This is a genomic window from Streptomyces sp. SX-6, from assembly GCF_059089585.1.
This window is the reverse complement of the sequence record NZ_JBTHHU010000016.1, coordinates 33,565-54,835: the sequence shown is the minus strand read 5'-3', so window position 1 is coordinate 54,835 and position 21,271 is coordinate 33,565. Positions and strand designations below refer to the sequence as shown.

General features: G+C 73.0%; 18 protein-coding genes. 8 read left to right on the top strand and 10 right to left on the bottom strand.

All coding sequences use genetic code 11. The features are described 5' to 3' along the window. Window positions 1–25: 25 nt before the first annotated feature. Genes ACV530_RS20465 through ACV530_RS20455 form a run of 3 tightly spaced genes read right to left on the bottom strand, consistent with a single transcriptional unit; the run spans window position 26 to window position 3,564 of the window. A complete protein-coding gene (locus tag ACV530_RS20465) occupies window positions 26–1,240 on the bottom strand; it encodes an acetyl-CoA C-acetyltransferase (RefSeq protein WP_494334002.1) in 1,215 nt (404 codons plus the stop codon). A gap of 37 nt (window positions 1,241–1,277) precedes the next feature. Continuing rightward, window positions 1,278–2,420 (bottom strand): acyl-CoA dehydrogenase family protein, encoded by a 1,143-nt coding sequence (locus ACV530_RS20460; protein WP_494334001.1) that lies wholly within the window; start codon window positions 2,418–2,420, stop codon window positions 1,278–1,280. 13 nt (window positions 2,421–2,433) lie between these two features. Beyond that, window positions 2,434–3,564, bottom strand: a complete 1,131-nt coding sequence (locus tag ACV530_RS20455; protein WP_494334000.1) for a CaiB/BaiF CoA transferase family protein — start codon at window positions 3,562–3,564, stop codon at window positions 2,434–2,436. Between the two features lie 169 nt (window positions 3,565–3,733). On the opposite strand from ACV530_RS20455, the gene ACV530_RS20450 reads away from it, so the two are divergent. Further along, window positions 3,734–4,345: a hypothetical protein gene (locus ACV530_RS20450; protein WP_494333999.1), complete on the top strand. Its 612-nt coding sequence runs from the start codon at window positions 3,734–3,736 to the stop codon at window positions 4,343–4,345. A 41-nt stretch (window positions 4,346–4,386) separates the two neighbouring features. On the opposite strand, the gene ACV530_RS20445 is transcribed toward ACV530_RS20450, so the two are convergent. Genes ACV530_RS20445 through ACV530_RS20435 form a run of 3 tightly spaced genes read right to left on the bottom strand, consistent with a single transcriptional unit; the run spans window position 4,387 to window position 6,453 of the window. Continuing rightward, window positions 4,387–4,755, bottom strand: coding sequence for an MmcQ/YjbR family DNA-binding protein (locus ACV530_RS20445; RefSeq protein WP_494333998.1), 369 nt, complete (start codon window positions 4,753–4,755; stop codon window positions 4,387–4,389). 25 nt (window positions 4,756–4,780) lie between these two features. Continuing rightward, window positions 4,781–5,707: a dihydrodipicolinate synthase family protein gene (locus tag ACV530_RS20440; protein WP_494333997.1), complete on the bottom strand. Its 927-nt coding sequence runs from the start codon at window positions 5,705–5,707 to the stop codon at window positions 4,781–4,783. A gap of 47 nt (window positions 5,708–5,754) precedes the next feature. Further along, window positions 5,755–6,453, bottom strand: a complete 699-nt coding sequence (locus ACV530_RS20435) for an endonuclease V (protein ID WP_494333996.1) — start codon at window positions 6,451–6,453, stop codon at window positions 5,755–5,757. A 50-nt stretch (window positions 6,454–6,503) separates the two neighbouring features. Here ACV530_RS20435 and ACV530_RS20430 point away from each other — a divergent pair, with 50 nt between their 5' ends. From ACV530_RS20430 to ssgD, 3 genes are all read left to right on the top strand, one after another. Beyond that, a complete protein-coding gene (locus tag ACV530_RS20430) occupies window positions 6,504–6,806 on the top strand; it encodes a YciI family protein (protein ID WP_494333995.1) in 303 nt (100 codons plus the stop codon). Window positions 6,807–6,889: 83 nt separating this feature from the next. Next, complete coding sequence (locus ACV530_RS20425) at window positions 6,890–8,065, top strand: sensor histidine kinase (RefSeq protein WP_494333994.1); 1,176 nt, start codon at window positions 6,890–6,892, stop codon at window positions 8,063–8,065. A 207-nt stretch (window positions 8,066–8,272) separates the two neighbouring features. Further along, the gene (gene ssgD, locus ACV530_RS20420; protein WP_494333993.1) at window positions 8,273–8,686 is read left to right on the top strand and encodes a spore wall synthesis regulator SsgD; all 414 of its coding nucleotides are present in this window, start codon (window positions 8,273–8,275) and stop codon (window positions 8,684–8,686) included. A gap of 16 nt (window positions 8,687–8,702) precedes the next feature. Here the strand turns inward: ssgD and ACV530_RS20415 are convergent, their stop codons facing one another. The 3 genes from ACV530_RS20415 to ACV530_RS20405 form a co-directional block, all read right to left on the bottom strand. Next, a complete protein-coding gene (locus tag ACV530_RS20415) occupies window positions 8,703–10,187 on the bottom strand; it encodes a hypothetical protein (RefSeq protein WP_494333992.1) in 1,485 nt (494 codons plus the stop codon). A gap of 22 nt (window positions 10,188–10,209) precedes the next feature. After that, a complete protein-coding gene (locus ACV530_RS20410) occupies window positions 10,210–10,692 on the bottom strand; it encodes an inorganic diphosphatase (RefSeq protein WP_494333991.1) in 483 nt (160 codons plus the stop codon). Window positions 10,693–10,787: 95 nt separating this feature from the next. After that, window positions 10,788–11,720, bottom strand: a complete 933-nt coding sequence (locus ACV530_RS20405) for a DMT family transporter (RefSeq protein WP_494333990.1) — start codon at window positions 11,718–11,720, stop codon at window positions 10,788–10,790. Window positions 11,721–12,086: 366 nt separating this feature from the next. Here ACV530_RS20405 and ACV530_RS20400 point away from each other — a divergent pair, with 366 nt between their 5' ends. The 4 genes from ACV530_RS20400 to ACV530_RS20385 are packed head-to-tail and all read left to right on the top strand — an operon-like array spanning window position 12,087 to window position 19,601. Further along, window positions 12,087–13,544, top strand: a complete 1,458-nt coding sequence (locus tag ACV530_RS20400; RefSeq protein WP_494333989.1) for a flavin monoamine oxidase family protein — start codon at window positions 12,087–12,089, stop codon at window positions 13,542–13,544. Further along, window positions 13,544–16,774, top strand: coding sequence for a ferritin-like domain-containing protein (locus ACV530_RS20395; protein WP_494333988.1), 3,231 nt, complete (start codon window positions 13,544–13,546; stop codon window positions 16,772–16,774). The genes ACV530_RS20400 and ACV530_RS20395 overlap by 1 nt, the downstream gene beginning before the upstream one ends. Before the next feature lie 5 nt (window positions 16,775–16,779). Further along, on the top strand, window positions 16,780–18,381 hold the full coding sequence (locus ACV530_RS20390; RefSeq protein ID WP_494333987.1) for an FAD-dependent monooxygenase: 1,602 nt from the start codon (window positions 16,780–16,782) through the stop codon (window positions 18,379–18,381). Next, window positions 18,378–19,601 carry a cytochrome P450 gene (locus ACV530_RS20385; protein WP_494333986.1) on the top strand — a complete coding sequence of 408 codons (1,224 nt, stop codon included), beginning with the start codon at window positions 18,378–18,380 and terminating at the stop codon, window positions 19,599–19,601. The genes ACV530_RS20390 and ACV530_RS20385 overlap by 4 nt, the downstream gene beginning before the upstream one ends. Here the strand turns inward: ACV530_RS20385 and ACV530_RS20380 are convergent. After that, a complete protein-coding gene (locus ACV530_RS20380; RefSeq protein WP_494333985.1) occupies window positions 19,571–21,139 on the bottom strand; it encodes an FAD-dependent monooxygenase in 1,569 nt (522 codons plus the stop codon). The genes ACV530_RS20385 and ACV530_RS20380 overlap by 31 nt on opposite strands. Between the last annotated feature and the right edge of the window lie 132 nt (window positions 21,140–21,271).

The window sequence follows — 21,271 nt, the reverse complement described above, 5'->3', positions numbered from 1 at the left end:
CCATGGAGGATTGGTGGCTGCCGGGTCAGACGCGCTCGACGACGGTGGCGATGCCCATGCCGCCGCCCACGCACAGGGTGATCAGGCCGTAGCGCTTGTCCTGCCGCTCGAGTTCGTCGACGACGGTGCCCAGGAGCATCGCGCCGGTGGCGCCCAGCGGGTGGCCCAGGGCGATGGCGCCGCCGTTGACGTTGATCCGGTCCAGGCCGATGCCCATCTCGGCCGCGAAGTGCAGCACGACGGCGGCGAACGCCTCGTTGATCTCGATGAGGTCGATGTCGTCGATGGTGAGCCCGGCCTTGGCGAGGGCCTTGCGGGTCGCGGGGGCCGGGCCGGTGAGCATGATGGTGGGCTCGGAGCCGGAGACGGCGGCGGAGACGATGCGGGCGCGGGGCACGAGTCCGTAGCGCTCGCCGATCTCGCGGCTGCCGATGGCGACGAGCGCGGCGCCGTCGACGATGCCGGAGGAGTTGCCGGCGTGGTGGACGTGGTCGATCTTCTCGACCCAGTGGTACGTCTGCAGCGCCACCGCGTCGAAGCCGCCCGCGTCGCCGATGGCCGCGAAGGAGGGCTTGAGGGAGGCGAGCGTCTCGGCGGTGGTGCCGGGGCGCAGGTGCTCGTCGCGGTCGAGGACGACGAGGCCGCTGCGGTCGCGGACGGGGACGACGGAGCGGTCGAAGCGGCCGTCCTTCCATGCGGCGGCGGCGAGTTCCTGCGACCGGGCGGCGAAGGAGTCGACGTCGTGGCGGGAGTAGCCGCCGATGGTGGCGATCAGGTCGGCGCTGATGCCCTGGGGGACGAAGCCGGTGTCGAGGTTGGTCATGGGGTCGCCGAACCAGGCGCCGCCGTCGGAGGCCATGGGCACCCGGGACATCGACTCGACGCCGCCCGCGAGGACCAGGTCCTCCCAGCCCGAACGGACCTTGGCGGCGGCCATGTTGACGGCCTCCAGGCCCGAGGCACAGAAGCGGTTCTCCTGGACGCCCGCGACGGTGTCCGGCAGCCCGGCCGCGATGGCGGAGATCCTCGCGATGTCCGAGCCCTGCTCGCCGACCGGGCTGACGACGCCGAGCACGATGTCGTCGATCGCCGCGGGGTCGAGGTCCGGGTGGCGGCGGCGGAGCTCGTGGATCAGGCCGGTGACCAGGTCGATGGGCTTGGTGCCGTGCAGGGCGCCGTTGGCCTTGCCGCGCCCGCGCGGGGTGCGGATCGCCTCGTATACGTACGCTTCGGTGCTCAAGGTCAAAAGCCTTTCAAGGTGGGTTTCACGCTCGGTTTCACGCAAGGAGGGAACGGCCGATGATCTCTTTCATGATCTCGGTCGTGCCGCCGTAGATGGTCTGGATGCGTCCGTCGGTGAAGGCCCTGGCCACGCGGTACTCGGTCATGTAGCCGTAGCCGCCGTGGAGTTGCAGGCAGCGGTCCGTCACCCGCTTCTGGAGCTCGGTCGCCCACCACTTGGCCATCGAGGCGTGCACGGCGTCGAGTTCGCCCCGGGAGTGGTCCTCGATGCAGCGGTCGAGGAAGGTGCGGGTGACCGTGCACTCGGTGGCCATTTCGGCGATCTCGAAGCGGATGTGCTGGAGCTTGGCCAGCGGCCGGCCGAACGCCTCGCGCTCCTTCACGTACTGCGTGGTGATCTCCAGCAGGTGCTCCGCGGCCGCGATGGCGCCGACGGCGATGCTCAGCCGCTCCTGCGGGAGGTTGTTCATCAGGTGGACGAACGCGCCGTTCAGCTCGCCGAGCAGGTTCTCGCGGGGCACGCGCACGTCGTCGAAGAACAACTCGGCGGTGTCCTGGGACTTCTGGCCGATCTTGTCGAGGTTGCGGCCCCGCTCGAAGCCCGGCGTGCCCCGCTCGACGACGAACAGGCTCAGCCCCTTCGCCCCGCCCTCCGGCGTCGTGCGCGCCACGACGATGACGAGATCGGCGAGGATGCCGTTGGAGATGAAGGTCTTCGAGCCGTTGAGCACCCAGTGGTCGCCGCGGTCCGTGGCCGTGGTGCGGATGCCCTGGAGGTCGGAGCCCGCACCCGGCTCGGTCATGGCGATGGCGGTGATGCGCTCGCCGGTGCAGAAGCCGGGCAGCCAGCGGCGCTTCTGCTCCTCGGTGGCGAGCGAGGTGAGGTAGGGGCCGATGATGTCGTTGTGCAGCCCGACGGCGAAGCCCGCGGCTCCGGCGCGCACGAACTCCTCGGTGAGCACGGCGGCGTAGCGGAAGTCGGCGTTGCCCCCGCCGCCGTACTCCTCGGGGACGGCCGGGCCGAGCAGGCCCTGGCGGCCGGCCGCGAGCCAGGCGTCGCGCGAGACGATGCCGTCCTTCTCCCACTGCGCGTAGTGCGGGGTGACCTCCTTGGCCAGGAAGGTCCGCACGGTCTCACGGAAGGTCTCGTGCTCCGGGGCGAAGAGCCGGCGTTTCATGACTGGTCCTGTTTCATGACTGGTCCTCCAGGGAGTCGACGCCCCAGTCGCGGGCGACCTCGGCGGTGTCGGCGCCCGGCTGCGCGGGCGGGCGGCGCAGGGAGCCGGGTGTGGCGGAGAAGCGTGGTGCGGGGGCGGGCTGGGTGATGCCGTCGTGGTCGGCGAAGGTGCCGCGCGCGGCGAGGTGCGGGTGCTCCGGCGCCTCGCGCAGGGACAGGACGGGCGCGACGCACGCGTCCGAGTCCGCGAAGACCTCCGTCCACTCGGCGCGGGTGCGCTGCCGGAAGCGCGCGGCGATGGCGGTGCGCAGCTCGCCCCAGCGGGCGGGGTCGTCGCGGGTGCCGGCCGCCTCTTCGATGCCGAGCCGGCGGACGAACTCGGCGTAGAACCGCGGCTCCAGCGCGCCCACGGCCATGTGGCCGCCGTCGGAGGTCTCGTACGTGCCGTAGAAGGGCGCGCCGCCGTCGAGGAGGTTGGCCCCGCGGCGGTCCTGCCAGCCGCCGGCCGCCATCATGCCGTGCAGCATGGCGGTCAGGTGGGCGGTGCCGTCGACGATGGCGGCGTCGACGACCTGTCCGGTGCCGGTGGTCCGGGCGTGCTGGAGTGCGGCGAGCACGCCGATGACCAGGTAGAGCGAACCGCCCGCGTAGTCGCCGAGGAGGTTGGCCGGGGCGTACGGCGGCCCGTCGGCGGCGCCGGTGAGCCCCAGCGCGCCGGTGACGGCGATGTAGCCGATGTCGTGCCCGGCGGTGTGCGCGAGCGGTCCTTGCTGGCCCCATCCGGTCATCCGGCCGTACACCAGGCGGGGGTTGCGGGCGAGGCAGGCGTCAGGGCCGACGCCGAGGCGCTCGGCGACACCGGGCCGGTAGCCCTCGAGCAGCACGTCGGCCCGCTCGACGAGGTCGAGCACGGTCCGCGGCCCGTGTTCGGACTTGAGGTCGACGAGCACCGAGCGCTTGTTGCGGTTGGTGATGTCACGGCGGGGGTCGATGTGCAGCCCGGGCCCGCCGGGACGGTCGACGCGCACCACGTCGGCGCCGAGGTCGGCGAGGCACATCGCGGCGAACGGGCCCGGCCCGATCCCCGCGAGCTCGACCACGCGCACTCCGGCGAGCGGGCCGTGCTGTGTCGCTGCTCCCGCCATGCGGTCCCCCGGCCTTCCGACGAAACAGTCCTATGACAAAACCGCTGTAACACTCGAGATAATAAGAACGTGTTTCAGTTTTTCACAAGCCCCTCCGGGGCGACCGCTGTTGGCGAGGCGCTACTCTCTGCAGGATTTCATCAACGTCGCTTCGTGGGTGGGAAGTCGCATGTCGTGGTTCGAGAGTCTGCCGGAGGTCCTGACGCGGTCCGACTTCGCCTCGATGGTGGGGCGCGAGCCCCGCAGCGTCGAGCTGATGGCCGGCCGTGGGCTGATCGCCGATCCGGCCTACCGCAACCGCGGGAAGCTCGTATGGGAGGAGAAGTCCGCGGTGGGCTGGTTCCGCACGCTGCACGAGCACGCCGTGATCGTGCCCGCGAATGAACTGGCCTTGGATGAACTCGCCGCGTATGGCGCGTACTTGTGCCCGCTCAGCAGCAACCACGTCGGGCTCGCCCGCCCCCGGCTCCTCGTGATGTACCGGCCGGGCGGCCAGGGCCTGGTCTTCGACGTCACCGCGGTGGAGACCATCAACCAACAGGTTCCCGGAACCAGGGCGTTGACGTCGACCAGCAGGAGCATCATGCGCGATGGGGAGACGCTGGAGGCGTCGCGCAAGCCGTGGACCGTCTTCTGCCTCAGCGAAGCCGGCACGATCAACAAGATCACGCCGACGATCCAGCAGGGACGGTACCTGCCGGTCGACCACGCCCGGAAGGCGCTGACGTCCGGCCACCTCGCCGTCCCCACACTCGATGAGGCGTTCCCCGCCAGGAAATGACCCCGACCGAACCGGTGAGCGGCCAAACGCTCGCCCTGCCCCTATCCGTCGAGCTCGGCGATGAGCCGCTTGGGCGCGATGGTGCGGTAGCTCTCCTCGACCCAGTCGCAGAGCAGCTCGACGGGGGCGCTCTCCCCCGTCAGCGGAATGGTGACCCACCCGGCCCTCCCCAGCCCGTACCCGGTGGGGGCCGCGCCGGGCACGGCGAGCGCGTGGCCGTGTGCCTCCTCGTCCTTCAGTTTGACGCTGATGCGCGGCGTCTCGGCATTGTCCTCGGCGCCCAGGAACACGAAGATCTTCTTGTTGACCTTGACAACCGCGTCCTCCTCCCAAGGGAACTCCTCGACGGCTCCTGGGAGCGAGAGCGCGAACTCACGGATTTCGGACCGGGTCTTCACAGGTGTGGACATGCCCCCACGCTAGACCGGACCACTGTCAGAGCAGTCCGGCCGCCACGAGGTGTCCACGCACCCGCTCCACGGCGGCGTCGGACAGCGGCCGTTGGGGGGCGGCGGTGGCGGCGCAGTCGATGACGCCGAGCAGGCGCAGGGCGGCCTTGAAGCCCCCGAGCGCGGCGGCACCTCCGCTCATCTGTGCCGGGTCGCCCGCGTCGACCAGTGCGAACAGGGCCGCCAGGCGGTCCTGTTCGGCGGCGGCCCGGTCCCAGCGGTGCGCCCGCGCGTGCCCGTACAGGCGCACGTACCCGGCGGGGTCGACGTTGCCCAGCCCGGGCACCACCCCCTGGGCGCCGGCCAGCAGCGCCGCGTCGACCGTCAGCTCGGAGCCGGTCAGCACGGAGAAGTCCTCCGCCGCGCCGCGCTCGCGCAGCGCCACGAGCAGACGGCGCAGGGCGTTGAGATCGCCGCTGCTGTCCTTGAGCCCGGCGAGCGTACGGTCCTCCGCGAGCGCGAGCACGGTGGCCGCCGGCAGCTTGGTGTGCACCGCGGACGGGATGTCGTAGCCGAGCAGCGGCAGGTCCACGGCGGCACGGATGCGCCGGAAGTGGTCGGCGACCTCGGCCGGGTGGGTGGAGGCGTAATAGGGGACGGTGGCGACGAGGCCGTCGACGCCGACGTCCCGGGCGGCCCGGGCCCGGGCGGCGACCCGGGGCGTGGTCGTGTCGATGACCCCCGCCAGCACCGGCACCCGCCCCGCCACCGCCCCGACGACGGTGTCCAGCACCGTGCCGCGCTGGGCGTCGGTGAGGTACGCGGTCTCGCCGCTGGTGCCGAGGGCGAAGACGGCGGACGCCCCCGCGTCGAGCACGTGCCCGACGAGGGCGGCGAGGGAGCGCGTGTCGACGTCGCCGTCCGGGGCGAGGGGGGTGCACAGGGGCGGGATCACGCCGGCGAGCTGGAGCATCGGGTCACCTCTCGGTCGGGACGTGCGGTGCCGCGGCACCGTACGGCTCAGCGCACCGCCCCCGCCAGGGCGCGTCGGCACAGGGAGTCCGCCAGCCGGGTCGTTTCCGGCAGGCGGAAGCCCCGGGTCAGGGACAGGACGTGCGCGCAGGCGGTTTCGAGGTTCACCCGGTGGCCGACCGACACGAACACCGGCTTGACCCCGGTGCGGGTGCGCAGGGCGCGGCCGACCTCCTCGTCGCCGTCGAGCAGGGGCGAGCCGGCGCCGCGCTCCGGGCCCGGCTGCTCGTAGCGGAAGGTGAAGGGGTTCTTGGCCACCCCGACGGTGGGCAGGCCGGTCAGGACACCCAGGTGGCTCGCCAGTCCGAAGCGGCGCGGGTGCGCGAGCCCGTAGCCGTCGCAGAGGACGAGCCCGGGCGGCACGGGCAGCCGCTCGAGGGCGGCGAGGACCGTGGGGAGCTCGCGGAAGGCCAGCAGGCCCGGGACATAGGGGAAGGCGACCGTGCCGACCGCCGTCGCCTCCCCGACGACCTCGAGCGTGGCCGCGTCCAGCGCGACGGCCGCCGCCGCCACGACGTCGCGGGCGTCGTCGTAGGCGACGTCCACGCCCACCGCCACCAGGGGCGCGCCCGGCGGCGGGCCCGGCTCGTCGAGCACGACGCGGCCGCGCAGCTCGTCCTGGACGGCGCGGGCGGCGGCCTCGGTGGTGGGCCAGTCGGGGGGCAGATCGTCGGACTTGTCATTCATAACGCGGCACGTTACGGGACGGGGCCGGGCGGCCACGTAGCCTGTCGATCATGTTCGTACTGGAGCTGACCTACATCGCGCCCCTCGAGCGCGTGGAAGCCGCGCACGCGGAGCATGTGGCCTGGCTGGACGCGCACTACGCGTCCGGCGTCTTCGTCGCCTCGGGCCGCAAGGTGCCGCGGGACGGCGGGGTGATCCTGGCGGTGGGCGACGACCGGGAGAAGATCGAGGAGATCACCCGGAGCGACCCGTTCACCGTGGCGGGGGTGTGCGAGTACTCGATCACCGAGTTCGTGGCGACGAAGACCGCCCCGGCGCTGGAGTCGTACCGGCAGCAGATGCCTACGCGTTAGTAAGTAAAAGTCGTCCTTTTGGCCGGTGGCCCCTGGCCGCCCGGTCGATACCCGCACCGGGTGTGTCTGCCTAGCGTGGACGCATGGCCCTGTTCTCCCTCCCGTCACCCGTCCACCCCGTGTCCCGTACACGATCCCGTACACGCGGCTGGCTGGTGGCGGGCTTCTGCTCACTGTGGGTGTTCGAGGGACGGCTGCTCGGCAGGGCGGCGTCCTACGGGAGCCACCACGCGCATCTCGTCGTGTGGGCCGCCGGGCTGCTGGTCGCGGCGTGCGTGCTGCCGTGGGCGCAGCTGGCGACGCGGGCACTGGCCGCGGTGGGGGTGTCGTGGACGGCGACGGGTTACCTGCTGGCGGTGGGGGAGCACGTTCCGGCGTGGGGGCTGACCGAGAGCGCCGCACTGCTGGTGCTGCTGGGCCTGGTCGCCTGGCGGATGCCGGTACGGGCCGCGGTTCCGCTGGGGGTCGCCCTGGCGGCCGGGGTGCTGGCGGCACCGGTACGTGACGCGAACGTCCTGGGCGGGACCGTTGTGGCGCACGCGCTCGTCGTGGCGGGAGTGGCGGCGGTGGGCCTGTGCCTGCGTCACCGGGACGAGGAGCGGGCGAAGGCGGTCGCGGCGGCGCGCGACGCCGAACGGCTCGAAGTGGCGGGCGAGTTGCACGACTTCGTCGCCCATCAGGTGGCGGCGATGACACTGATGGCGAAGGCGACGGGCGAACTGGCGCGGGACGAACGGGTCGCCGCCTCGCTGCGCGACATCCAGACGGCCGGGGACGAGGCGATGACGACCGCCCGGCGGCTGCTCAGGGTGCTGCAGCAGGACCACCCGTACCGCAGGCCGCTGCCCGGTCTCGACCGGGTCGCCGAACTCGTGGACGCCTTCCGGCACGCACAGCCGGGGACGCGCGCCGAACTCCGTGTCGATCCCCGCTTCGGCGCCGGGCTCGCCCCGGAACTGGCGGCCTCGGTGCACCGGATCGTCGGCGAGGCACTGGCCAACGTCGCCCGGCACAGCCCCGGGGCCTGGGCCGTGGACGTCACGCTGCGGCACCTGGGCGACCGGCTCTTCGTGTCGGTGCGCAACGAGGGCGGCACACCGCACCAGTTGCCGCGCCGCGCCGCGCGCCCGGACGACAGCGGCGGGCTGGGGCTCGTCGGGATCGGCGAGCGCGCGGAGGCGATCGGCGGTTCGCTGACGGCGGGCCCGGTGCCCGGCGGGGGCTGGGAAGTACTGGCGGTGCTGCCGGTGCGGAACTGACGCCGGAACCGGCAACTGGCGTGGCCGGCGGGGCGGATGGGCATAGGCTTCAACTCCACGGGAACAAGCGGAATATGCCTCCACCATCAAAGGGCAGTGACGTATATCACGCTCGAATCCAGCACTACGCCGATCCATCCGCCGTCTCACCCTGCGTGGAGCCACGGCCCCATGACCGGAAGCCAACCAACCGCAAGGGAGCAGGCGTTGTCCACCGTCATCGACCAGGCCGTCCAGGCACGGCTCATCGCCTCCGCCACCCGTCCCCGTCAGGTTCCCGCCCGTCTGCACTACGTGTGCCACGACCCCTTCGCCGTGCACATCGCCTTCCCGCCCGTGGCCTCGCTCGACGGTGCGGAGGTCAGCTGGACCTTCGCCCGTGAGCTGCTCGCGAGCGGCCTGCTGACCCCCACCGGCCGCGGGGACGTACGGGTGTGGCCGTGCGGGCCGCACCGCACCGTGCTCGAGTTCCACGCGCCCGAGGGCGTGGCCATGGTGCAGATCGACACCGACGAGCTGCGCCTCTTCCTCGCCCGCTCGTACGCGCTGGTGCCGGTCGGCAGCGAGGGTGCGCTCCTCGACGTCGACAGCGACGTCGCCGCCCTGCTGGGCCAGGCGTGAGAGGGGTTCAAAGGGTTCAGGGGACGTACGCGGTCCAGTCCGTGCCCGGGATCGGGTGCGGGTGCCAGCCGCGGGCGTACGGCGGCAGATATCCGTCGACCGGGTCGAAGAGAACGGCGGTGGGCTCCGCCTCGGCGGTGCGCAGGATGTCGGCGGTGGTGGCGTTGCGGTTGTTGCCCATGGTCTGTGCCGAGGCGCAGCCCGCCTCGTAGCCGATGGGCTGGGCACGCGGGCCGGTGACGAGGCAGGGGGCGCGCAGGCCGAGCCGTCCCAGCTCGTGGGCGGCGCGCCGGTAGCGGACGGTGGTGTCGCGGGCGTCCGCCGTGTTGACCCGAAGTTCCTTGATCTGTACGGCGAGATGGGCGGCGAACACGGCGCACAGCAGGGCGGCGGTCACGGCCCTGGCGCGGGTGGCGGTCACGCCGTGGACGGCCCGGGCGGCGAGGTCGGCGACGGGCAGGGCGAGCAGCGCGTAGGCGGGGAGCAGGAAGCGCGGCGCGGAGTAGTCGAGCAGCAGCAGGTAGGGCGCGGCGAGACAGAGCGCGCAGGCGACGGGCAGCAGGATGACGGCGGCGGACGCGCGGCGGCGCACCGCGAGGGCGCAGGCGGCGAGGGCGAGGGCGGGCAGCAGCAGCCACCACAGGGAGTGGGTGAGCGGCGGCGCGGCGATGTGGCAGGGGCGGCAGAGCTGGGGGCCGTTGAGACTGCGGTAGGCGGCGCTCAGCCCGGCGCCGAGGCGGGCACCCATGCCGCCTTCGGTGTCGCTGGAGTCGGCGAGCCGCTGGGCGACGCCGCCGAAGCGGACGTACGCCTCGACTCCCCACTGGACGCCGCCCAGCGCGAGCCCGCCGAGGACCGCGGCGACGGTGCGCGGGCGCCGAAGGCCGCGTACGGTCGCGCACGCGGCGAGCATCGGCAGGGCGAGCCAGACGCCGTCGTGGGCGCGGAAGAGGGTGGCGGCGGCGAGGGTGGCGGCGAGCGCTGTGAGGGCTTTCGTACGGCCGGCGGGTTCGCGGCTGCGGAGGAGCCAGCCCGTGGCGGCGACGGCGGAGAGGGCGACCCAGAGGTTGGGCATCACCTCGGGGCCGCTGAGCACGGTGATCCACAGCGTGCCGAAGAGCAGGGCGGCGAGGGCCGCGCGGCCCCGGGTGAGCAGGGGCTGCCACACCGCGAACGCGGCGTACAGGGCCGCGGCGGAGAGCAGCACGAGGGCGATGCGCAGGGCGGGGACGGAGGTGGTGACGGCGATGAAGGGGGCGACGAGGAAGCTGACGCCGCGCGAGCGGGGGGCGCTGAAGTAGGCCGCGGGTGCGTGGGGGTCGACCTGCGAGAGGTAGACGGTCTCGTCCCAGCCGAGGTCCATGTGCACTACGGAGTAGCACAGTTGCAACACCGCGAAGGCGAGGGCGACGGCCGCGAGGCGCAGGTCGCGGCGGGGCGCGGTGACGGGGCGGAGAGCGGGGAACGCGAGGGACACGGCTCGCCGGTCGATGGTGGCCATGGCCCGTTGTACCGCATTCACGTCATGCGCGGGCAGCGCGGGTACGGGATGCGGTGATCTCGGCCTCGGCCGCGGCACGGTCCGACCAGCAGGCGTTCTCCACCGACTTGCCGGGTTCGAGCACTTTGTAGACCTCGAAGAAGTGCTGGATCTCCAGCTTGTCGAACTCGGGCAGATGACGCAGATCGCGCAGGTGTTCACAGCGTGGGTCGGCGGCGGGGACGCACAACACCTTGTCGTCCTCGCCCTGTTCGTCGCGCATGCGGAACATGCCGATCGCCCGACAGCGGATCACCACGCCGGGGAAGGTGGGTTCGTTCGTGAGCACGAGGGCGTCGAGGGGTTCGCCGTCGGCGCCGAGCGTGCCGTCGACGTAGCCGTAGTCGGCGGGATAGCGGGTGGAGGTGAACAGCAGCCGGTCGAGCCGGATGCGCCCGCGCTCGTGGTCCATCTCGTATTTGTTCCGGCTGCCTTGGGGGATCTCCACGACGACGTCGAAGTCCACGGGGCGCTCCTCGGATGGTGGCGGAGCACCATGGTGGCGCGGGGGCGCGGCCCCGCGCCACGGGGCGCAGGGCGGCCTTCACAACCCGAAACGATTCAGCCGGAGTTCGGCCCGGAACGGGCGAGGCAGTCGTGGGAGCGGGCCGCGGGCAGCACCGCCTCCGGCCCTCCGGACGCGACCGGCTCCGGGACGGCCACGGGCTCGCGTTCGGCGCCCTGGAAGGTCAGGACGATCACGCCGACGGCGGCGACGGAGCCGGCCAGGGCGGCCAGCAGCTCCCCGGTCAGGCCGTAGCGGAACGCCTCGCCGAGCACCGCTATCCCGACGGCGGCGGCCACCACCGGGTTGACGACGGTGACGGTCGCGAGCGGGGCGGCGAGGCCGGCGCCGCGGTAGGAGGCCTGGGAGATCAGCATGCCGGCCGAGGCGAGGAGCGCTATGACGCCCATGCACGGCAGCAGGGGCCCGGTCTCGTGCGCGGCGAGGTCCTCGGCGGCGGCCTTGGTGAAGACCGAGGCCATGCCGAAGGCGGCCCCGGCGGCGGTGGCCAGCACCACGCCGCGGACGACGGTCCGGCGCGTGTGCCGCGCGACGAGCAGCAGCAGGGCCACGGCGCCGAGCACCACCGCCGTGAGCGCGGGGCGCTCGGAACCGGGGAGGTGCTCGGTGCGCGGCGGTCCGGTCAGGGTGAGCAGCCCGGCCAGCCCCGCGGTGGCCAGGAACGCCCCCCGCCTGCCGGCCGCCCCGACAGGACGGTGGACGAGGAGTGCGGCCATCGGCAGGGCGAACACGATCGTCAGCGCGCCCAGCGGCTGCACCAGGCTCAACGGCCCGTACGCCAGCGCCACCACGTGCAGCCCCGCTCCGAGCCCGGTCAGGGCCACGGCCCCCCACCAGGCGGGGCGGCGCAGCGGGGCACAGGCACCCTCGCCGTCCGTGGCGGCAACCCGCTCCTGCACGATGGCCGCCGCCGCGTAGCAGGCGGCGGACACCAGGCAGAGCAGCACCGACACCACGAGTGCGCTCACGACTCGCCTCTGCGGTCCGTACCGTCTTCGTCCATACCTTCCACCATGCCTCGCACCGGCGCTTTAGTCGTCGTCCCTGAGTACGGGGTGCTTCCTACTCCCGTTGGAGTACGGGTCCCCTAATGGACGGAGGGATCACGCGTCATGAGCCGGGCCGACCGGCCGACGACAACGCTCTGCGTATTTTTCCTGGTTCGCCCAACTGTGCGCACCGGATTTTGCGTGTCCTGAAATAGCATTGCCTTTCGCAAGGATCACACGAAATCTCCATGAAGCCTCATACATGGAATAGATCAGCGTTTACGGGGGGAATCTTCCATGTCCGACACGCTCCACCTGGGACCATCCCGCACCTTAAGGGCACGGGTGCGCGGGCGACACGCGATCGTCATAGGCGCCGGCATGGCGGGGCTGGTCGCGGCCCACGAACTGGAGAAGCGCGCTTATCGCGTCGAGGTCCTCGAGGGAAACACCCGTATCGGCGGGCGCATACACACCCACCGTTTCGGAACCGGCCCCGGCGCTCCGTCCGTGGAGCTCGGGGCCATGCGCATTCCGGACCGTCATCTGCGGACGCTGGAATACATAGAACTCATGGGGCTGGGGAGCAAACTGCGCCCGTTCACCACTCTTCTGGCGGAGGAGAATGCCTTTCTGCCGGGCCCCGCCGGCGGCTTCACCCGTGTCCGGGACGCCTCCGGGCCGCTGCTCGAGAGCTTCCGCCGGGAGCTGGCCGCCTGCCACCACGGCCGACGCCACGACGACGCGGTCGTGGTCTTCGGCGCCTGGCTCACCGCCGTCGTCGACGCCATCGCCCCGCCCGACCTGCGCGGGGAGCTCCGGGAGGACCTGCGCGGCCGGCTGCTCGACCTGGTCGGGCTCGTCGACCTCACGCCCCATCTGCGCGGCGCGGCCCGCGACCGGATCGACCTGCACGCGCTGTTCTCGGCCCACCCGGGCATCCGCGCCGGGTGCAGCAGCCGCCTCAACAGCTTCCTCGACGACATCCTCACCGAGACCAGCCCCGCGCTGCTCCGGCTCGAGGGCGGCCTGGACCAGCTCCCCCTGCGGCTCGCCGGGAGCCTGCGGCGGGAGGTGTCCCGCGGGTGCCGGGTCGTGGGGATCGACGCCGGAGAGAAGGAGGTCCGCGTCCACGTGCGCACCGGTGCCCGTACGACCGTCAAGAGCGCCGATGTCGCCATCTGCGCCGTGCCCTTCGCCGCGCTGCGCGGCATGCGCCTGACCGGCCTTGACGCCGACAAGCGGGCCGTGCTGCGCGAGGTCGTCTACTGCCCGGCCACCAAGGTCGCCCTGCACTGCCGGGAGCCCTTCTGGCTCGAGGAGGGCATCCGGGGCGGGGCGTCCTTCACCGGAGGGCTCATCCGCCAGACCTATTACCCGCCGGTCGACGGCGCCCCGGGCAAGGGGGCCGCGCTGCTGGCCAGTTACACGATCGGGGACGAGGCCGAGCGCCTGGGCCGGCTGCCGGTGCGCCGGCGGCACCGCGCCGTCATCGAAGAGCTCGGCGCCGTGCACCCGCAGCTGCTGCGGCCGGGCATGGTGCGGAGCGCGGTGAGCACGGCCTGGGGCCACGAGCCGTGGAGCGCGGGCTGTGCCACGCGCTGGGGCAAGTCACCGGCCGCGTGCGAGGAGGAGCGGATACGCGCGGCCCGGCCCTCGGGGCGGCTGTTCTTCGCGGGCGAGCACTGCTCCACCGCCCCCGCCTGGATCGAGGGGGCGATCGAGTCCGCCCTGCACGCCGTCGCATGCGTCGAGGCCGGCGTCGGGAACACCGTGCGCGCCACCCCCGCGGGGGTGCGGTGATGAGCGTCTTCGACCTGCCCAGACTGCACTTCACCGGCATCGCGGTGACCAAGCTGCCGACCGGCCCGCGCAGCGGGCTGGTCGACCTGGCCACCCAGACGGTGCTCACCGACGACGACGGCGTGCCCGCCCCGTACCCGGCGGAGCGCCCCGCCGCCGGGTACCACGCCTGGCTCCAGCGGCGCGGCCCCCGCTTCGACGGCGCCGGACAGCCGTGCCCCGACGGCGTGTTCAGCGCCGCGAAGGGCTGGAACTTCGACGGCAACGGCCACTTCTGGTTCGACGCCGCGATCACCGCCGTGGAGGGCCCGGACGGGCGGACGGACGACTCGGATCCGGTCGTGGGCAGTTGCGTGGACGTCTGGGGCCACTACAACCCCTACTTGCGCACCACCGTCAACCGCGCCCGGATCCTGGACCTCGACCCGGCCTCCCGCTGGACCACGGCCCTGATGGCGGGCCGGTTCGGCTTCGGCCGCCGGGGCCGCTCGCACGACGACGGCTACCTGTTCACCGGCGGCGTCACGGGCCTGCAACCGCCGCGCTGGGCCGGCTTCGACCGCATCGTCGACGTCGGCGAGCACGTCCTGGCCGACCAGCTGCGCTACAGCGCGGTGCACCAGTTCGTGGTCGCCTCCGACGACGCCGCGTGGCTGCCGGACGTCCGCCTCTCCCCCGCGACCGCCGCACTGCGGCGGGCCGTGGCCGAGGGGGCGGACGGCCTCGTCGTCCGGTTCGCGCTGGACAACATGGCCTCGCCGGTGGCCCCGGACACCCCGAGCCACTGGCGTGTGCGCGGAACCGTCGCGCCCTGGCACGCGGACGAGCCGCGCACCTGTCCCGCGGGGCGGCTGCTCGTCCCGTGCCCGGGCTCGCCGCTGCGCCACCTCAGCGTGGACGTGGCGGCCGGGCGGGCGGCCTTCGACCTGATCACGGCCGTGCCGCTCACCCGCCGCGCGCGGCACGCCGGTCCGGGCCCGCTGCACCGCCTCGGCCCGCCCGTCGACGCGGGCGACCTGGAGCTGCGCACGGCCGGCGACGACACGCTCGTGGCCCGGCTGCCCGCGGGCGCGTACCCGGGCGACGCGACCTCCGGGATCGTCACCGTGCCGGCCACGCCCGGTGCCCGGGCCGCGGAGCGGCAGCCGCTCCTCCTGACCGGCACCACGCCCGACGGCCGGCGGGTGACGCTGCTGACCGAGCACGAGACCGTCGTCGAGAGCGACGAGGCGCTCCTCGTCCTGCACCACCCCGACCACGCCCGCGGCGAGGACCACGCCGTCGACGTCCCGCTGCACGCCCGCGTACGCGGCCGTCCGGCCGCCGTGACGGTGCACGTGCGCCAGCGCTTCAACCCCCGTGCGCTGCCCGCCGATCCCGTCGCGGGCGCGCCCGGGGCGCGGGCGGACGCCACGACGGTGCTCGGCCTGCGGGCGGCGGACGGCAGCGCCTACGCCCGTACGTGCACCGTGCGGACCGACGAGCGCGGGCACGGCGTCCTGACCCTGCGCGGAGAACGGGCGGGCACCTGCCGCGTCGTCCTCGCCTCCTCCGACGAGGAGCCTGTGGCCGACGCACAGGCGGCCTACGACCACGACTGGGCCGGCACCGGCTCCCTCGCCGTCCGCGTCCTGCCGGACGACTGGCACCTCGATCAAATACCGCGCGAAGAAGTCGACTTCGCGCTGCTCCACCGCGAGGTGTTCGCCTACTACGAGCTCGTCTCCACCTTCATGAGCTCCGAGGTCTTCAGCCTCGCCGACCGGTGCAAGGTCGAGACGTACGCCGAGCTGATCTGGCAGATGTGCGATCCGGGCAACAAGCCCGCGACGTACTACATGCCGCCCACCCGCGACCTGACCGACCCCAAGGCCCGCCTGCTGCTGGCCTATCTGCGCAACTGCCAGAGCCGGATACGCCCGCCACTGCCCGCGCCCGCACCGGCCGCGGCACCGCCCGCCGTCACCACCCGCGGCGAGCTGTGCGCCCTGCTCCGGCAGGCGGCCACCCTCGAACTGGCGGTGATGCTCCAGTACTTGTACGCCGCCTTCTCGGTGCCCACCCACGGCGCGGGCCGGCAGTACGTACGGCGCGGGCTGTGGACACCGCGGCAGCTGGAACTCGCCTGCGGACAGGGCGGCGAGACCCTCGACGACGGGATCCGCGGCAGCCTGCTGACCGTGGCCCGCGAGGAGATGATCCACTTCCTGGTGGTGAACAACATCATCACGGCCGTGGGCGAACCGTTCCACGTCCCCGCGATCGACTTCGCCACGCTGGGCGCGCAGTTGCCCGTCCCGCTCGACTTCGCACTCGAGGGGCTGAGCATCGGCAGCGTGCAGCGCTACATCGCCATCGAGCAGCCCGCCCGCCTCACCCCCGAACTCCGGCCGGACGGTACAGGCGGTACGAGCGGTACGGGCGACGCCCCGTGGGGATCGGTCAGCGAGCTGTACGCGGCGATACGCGAGGGGCTCCAGCGCATCCCCGGCCTGTTCCTGGTGGACAAGGGGCGCGGCGGCGGCGAACACCACCTCTTCGCCCGGGAGTCGGTCAACACCGCGCACCCCGACTACCAGTTGGAGGTCGACGATCTGCCCAGCGCTCTGTTCGCCGTCGACTTCATCACCGAGCAGGGCGAGGGAGGAACAGCGGACGACACCGAGGGTACGGAGTCGTCCCACTTCCGGACCTTCCTGCGGATCGGCGAGCTGCTGACCACCGAGCGGGTCCCCGGGCCGTACGGGAGGATGCTGCCCTGGAGCCCGGCCTACCCGGTGCTGCGCAACCCGACCCTGGGCACGGCGGACGCGGCGAAGGACACCGTCCGCGACCCCGAAGCACGGTCCGTGGCACAGCTGTTCAACCGCTCGTACCAGCTGATGCTGCAGTTGATGGTGCAGCACTTCGGGGAGAACCCGGACGGGAGCCTGCGCCGCTCGAAGCTGATGAACGCGTCCATCGACGTCATGACGGGCATGATGCGCCCGCTGGCGGAGCTGCTCGTGACGATGGAGTCGGGCAGGCGCGGCCGGACGGCGGGGCCGACCTTCGAGCTCGAGGAGATACCCGCCCCCATACCCCGGCCCGACGTGGCCCGCCGCGCGTTCGCGCTGCGCTTCGAGCATCTGTCGGCCGCGGCCCGCTCCTGTCCCGTCGTGCCCGTGCATGTCGCCGAGTTGATGACGTTCTTCGCGGACTTCTTCCGCCGTGGAGGAGGACTCTTATGACTCCCATGACCACTGCCGACATGACCACCGCCGAGACGGACGTACTGATCGTGGGCGCCGGCCCCGTCGGCCTGGCGCTGGCCCTGGACCTCGCCCAGCGGGGCGTGCGCTTCCTCGTGCTGGAGGCTTCGGACGGCGCGGTCCCGCATCCGAAAGTGGGCACGGTCGGGCCCCGTTCGATGGAGCTGTTCCGCCGCTGGGGCGTCTCCCACGCCATCCGCACCGCCGGCTGGCCGGGCGACCACCCGCTGGACATCGCGTGGGTGACCGCGCTCGGCGGACACGAGATCCACCGCCTGGACTTCGGCACGGCGGACACCCGCCCGCCCCTGTCCCACACCCCCGAGCCGGAACAGGTCTGCCCCCATCACTGGCTCAACCCGCTGCTGGCCCGCGCCGTGGGCGTCCACCCCGACGGGCCGCTGCGGCAGCGCTGCGGGTTCGACGGCTTCGTCCAGGACGACGACGGGGTCACCGCCGCGGCCACCGACCTCACCGACGGGCGCCCGCTGACGATCCGCGCACGCTATCTCGTCGGCTGCGACGGCGCCTCGTCCACCGTGCGCAAGGCGGCCGGCATCGAGGCCCCCGCGTTCCACAGGACGCGGGTCTTCCGCAACATCCTCTTCCGCGCGCCCCGGCTGCGGGAGCAACTCGGTTCGCGCGACGCCCTGGTGTACTTCCTCACCCGGCCCGCCGCGCTGCGCTACCCGCTGCGCGCGATGGACGGCCGCGGGCTGTACCGGCTCACGGCGGGCGCGGACGGGCCCGGGCACCAGGACGCGATGGCCCTCGTCCGTACGGCCGTCGCGCTCGACACCGAGCTCGAGCTGTGCTCCGAGCAGGTGTGGCACCTGACCCACCGCGTCGCCGAGCGCTTCCGCTCCGGCCGGGTGCTGCTCGCCGGCGACGCCGCGCACACCCTGTCCCCCACCGGAGGGTTCGGCATGAACACCGGCATCTGCGACGCCGCCGACCTGGGCTGGAAGCTCGCCGCCGACCTGGCGGGCTGGGCGGGCCCCGGGCTCCTCGACTCCTACGACACCGAGCGCCGCCCCGTCGCCGTCCGCAGCCTGGAGGCGGCCAACGTCAACCTTCAGCGGACGCTGCGCCGCGAGATCCCCGACGAGATCCTGCTCGACACGGCGGCAGGGCGGAAGGCCCGGGACGAGCTGGCCGTGGAGCTGGAACGCACCGGCGTACGCCGCGAGTTCGACGACCCGGACGTGCACTTCGGCTTCCGCTACACCTCGCCGGTGATCGTCCCCGACGACGGCCCCGGCGACGGCGACTGGCGTACGGACGCCCTGCCGGGCGGCCGGGCCCCGCACGCGTGGCTGAGCGGCGGGACGTCCGTGCTCGACCTCTTCGGCCCCGCGTTCCGGCTGCTGTACTTCGAGGATTCCGGCCGACTCGCCGGTTTCGAGGCGGCGTTCGCGGAGCGGCGCGTACCGCTGCGGACGGCCCGGTGCCACGACCCGCGCCTGGCCGGGCTCTACGGCAGGCCGTACGTCCTGGTCCGCCCGGACGGCCACGTCGCCTGGCGCGGCGGCGGGCTCCCGGCGAACCCGGGGCCGCTGGCCGACACGGTACGGGGTGCGCGATGACGCGGCCGACTCCCTTCCGTACGGCGGACGTTCCCGTCCGCGACCCGTACCCGTTCTACCGCCGCTACCGCGAGAGCGATCCGGTGCACCTGGCCGCCGACGGCGCCTGGTACCTGTTCCGGCACGAGGACGTGTCCCGGGTGCTCGCCGACCGCACCTTCGGCCGGGGCGCGCTGCCCTCCCGCCTCCCCGCCGACTGCCCGCACCTGCGCGGGACCGTCGCCAACTGGATGGTCTTCATGGACCCTCCGGAGCACACCCGGATCCGCGCGCTGGTGGCCAAGGCCTTCACGCCGCGCATGGTGGAGGAACTGCGCCCGCGCATCCGCCGGATCGCGGGCGAGCTGGCCGGGGGCCTGTGCGAGGAGCCGGAGGCGGACCTCGTCGAGAGGTTCGCGGCGCCCTTTCCCATCCTGGTCATCAGCGAGCTGCTCGGTGTCCGGGCGGCGGACCGGCCGTGGTTCCGCGCCCGCGCGGTGGACCTCCAGCAGGCCACCAGCTCACGCGTCGCACGGCGCCCCGACGCGTTCGCGGTGGCGGAGGCCGCGGCGCGGGACTTGGACGCGTACTTCCGGGCCGAGCTGGCCCGGCGCACCCCCGACGGGGACGACCTGATCGCCGCCCTGCTGCGCGCGTCCGCTCAGCAGCCGCTGGGCGATGACGTGTTGACGGGCACCTGCATCCACCTGCTGACGGCCGGCCACGAGACCACCACCAATCTGGTGGGCAAGGGGCTGCTGGCCCTCCTCGCCCACCCGTGCCAGCTCGCCCTGCTGCGCGAACGGCCGCGGCTGATGCCGGATGCCGTGGAGGAGCTCATCCGCTACGACGGGCCGGTGCAGATGATCAGCCGCTGGGCGCACGCGGACGCGGTCGTGGGCGGACGGCGGATCCGGCGGGGCGACAAGGTCGTCCTGGTACTCGGCTCGGCCAACCGCGACCCCGCCCGCTTCCCCGACCCCGACCGGCTCGACGTGCGCCGCGACCCCCGCCGTCACTGCGGCTTCGGCATGGGCATCCACTACTGCGTCGGCGCCCCGCTGGCGCGCGTGGAGGCGGAGATCGCCCTGACAGAGCTCGTGTGCGGCCTTCCAGGGATCACGGTGTCCGGTTCCGGTGACGAACCGGTGCGGTACGCCGAGGACTTGGTCTTCCACGGGCCGGAGCGGATGATGGTCCGTACGGCCCGTCAGGTCGGCACGAACCACGTGCGCAGGTAGGTGTCCAGCGCCTGCCGGTCGTCCGCCCGTGCCCGCAGGCCGAGGTGGCCGTCGGGACGGACGAGCAGCATCGTGCCGCCGGGCAGCACGTCGTGCCGGCCGGGCTGCGGCCGGATCCGGTGCACCGCGACCGGGATGGCGAACCGGCCGGCCAGGCGCCGGGCGTCGCCCGCCTCGGCCTCGCCGCCGTTCTCCCCGGGGACCAGCAGCAGGGTCCACCGCCAGTAGGACAGCAGGTCGTGGAGGTGACAGGGGCCCCGGTCGGCGACGACCGCGAGATCGGGCATGCGGTCACCGGCGCGCAGCGACCCGCGGCCGCCCGCGTCGGCGGACAGCGCGCTGCCGCGGTGGTTCTTCCCGAAGTCGCTGAGCAGGATGCGCCCTTGGCGCTGTCCTCGTTCGCTGGCCATCATGGCGGGCAGCAGCAGGCGCATCGCGGCGAGTGCCGTGCGGCCGGGCGGGAGTTCGAGGCGGTTGCGGCGCATCTCCTTGAGGACCTGCCGTGCCGTGCGGCGCTGTTCCGTGGAGTAGGTGTCCAGCAGGGCGTCGGCGGCCCGGCCCCGGTGGACGGCCGCGAGCTTCCAGCCCAGGTTGTGCGCGCCGCGCAGGCCGGTGTTGAGGCCGTGTCCGCCGACGGGCGCCCACACATGGGCGCTGTCCCCGGCGAGGAGCGCGCTGTCGCGGCGCAGCTCGGCCGCGATGCGGTCGTGGAAGCGGGCCCGGTTGATCCAGGACGGGCTCGTGGGAGCCAGGCGGACGGCGGCATCGCCGGTGGCGGCGGCGACGAGGTCCCGCATCTCGTCGACGCCCGGCGGTCCGTCGAGGTCGGGGTCGGGGTCGGGACAGAAGGCGAAGAAGCGGTAGCCGCCGCCCGGAACGGGGCTGGCGATCATCGAGACGCCGCGGTTGACGAAGATGCGGGAGACATCGGGCGCGTAGGGGTGGCTCCAGTCGGGCTCGGCGTTGATCTGCAGGCTCTGGAGGTTCGCCCGGCGCTCGCCTTCGAAGGCGATGCACTGCGACTTGCGCACGATGCTGTGCGACCCTTCGCAGCCGACCACCCACCGGCAACCGACCGTCCGCATACGCCCGTCGGGGCCGCGGAGCGTCACGTGGGCGCCGTCGTGCTCCGCCCGGACGGCCTTCGCCTCGGTGGACCACTCGACGTCGGGCCCGAGTTCGGCGTACCGGTCGCGCAGCAGGCGTTCGATGGCGTCCTGCTCGATGGAGAGCGGGCCGGGGAAGGCGGTGTCGGGCATCCCCATCTCGAACACGCCGACGGGGCGCCCGCACAGGTGGAGTTCGGCCCGGCGCAGCGGGAGTCCTTCGGCGAGGAAGGCGTCGGTACAGCCCAGGTCGCGCAGGCCCTCGAGGGCTCGCTGCCAGATCACGCAGGCTCTGGGCTCGCGCTTGGAGGTGGTCTCCTTCTCGACGATCAGCGTGTCCAGGTCGTAGTGGCGCAGGGCGATGCCCAGCAGCAGGCCGACGGGCCCGCCCCCGACGATCACCACGTCCCGCTCTTCCCGGCAGGCGCTCACTGGCGTGTCTCCCCCCTAGGAACCTTTGCCCAGATTGTGAGGGAAGAGAAGCCCGGCCCTCAATGGGGCCTTTACGGCTGATCCGGAGCGCGATCTTCTGCCTGCCATTGACCTCGAGCGGACTTGAGGTCG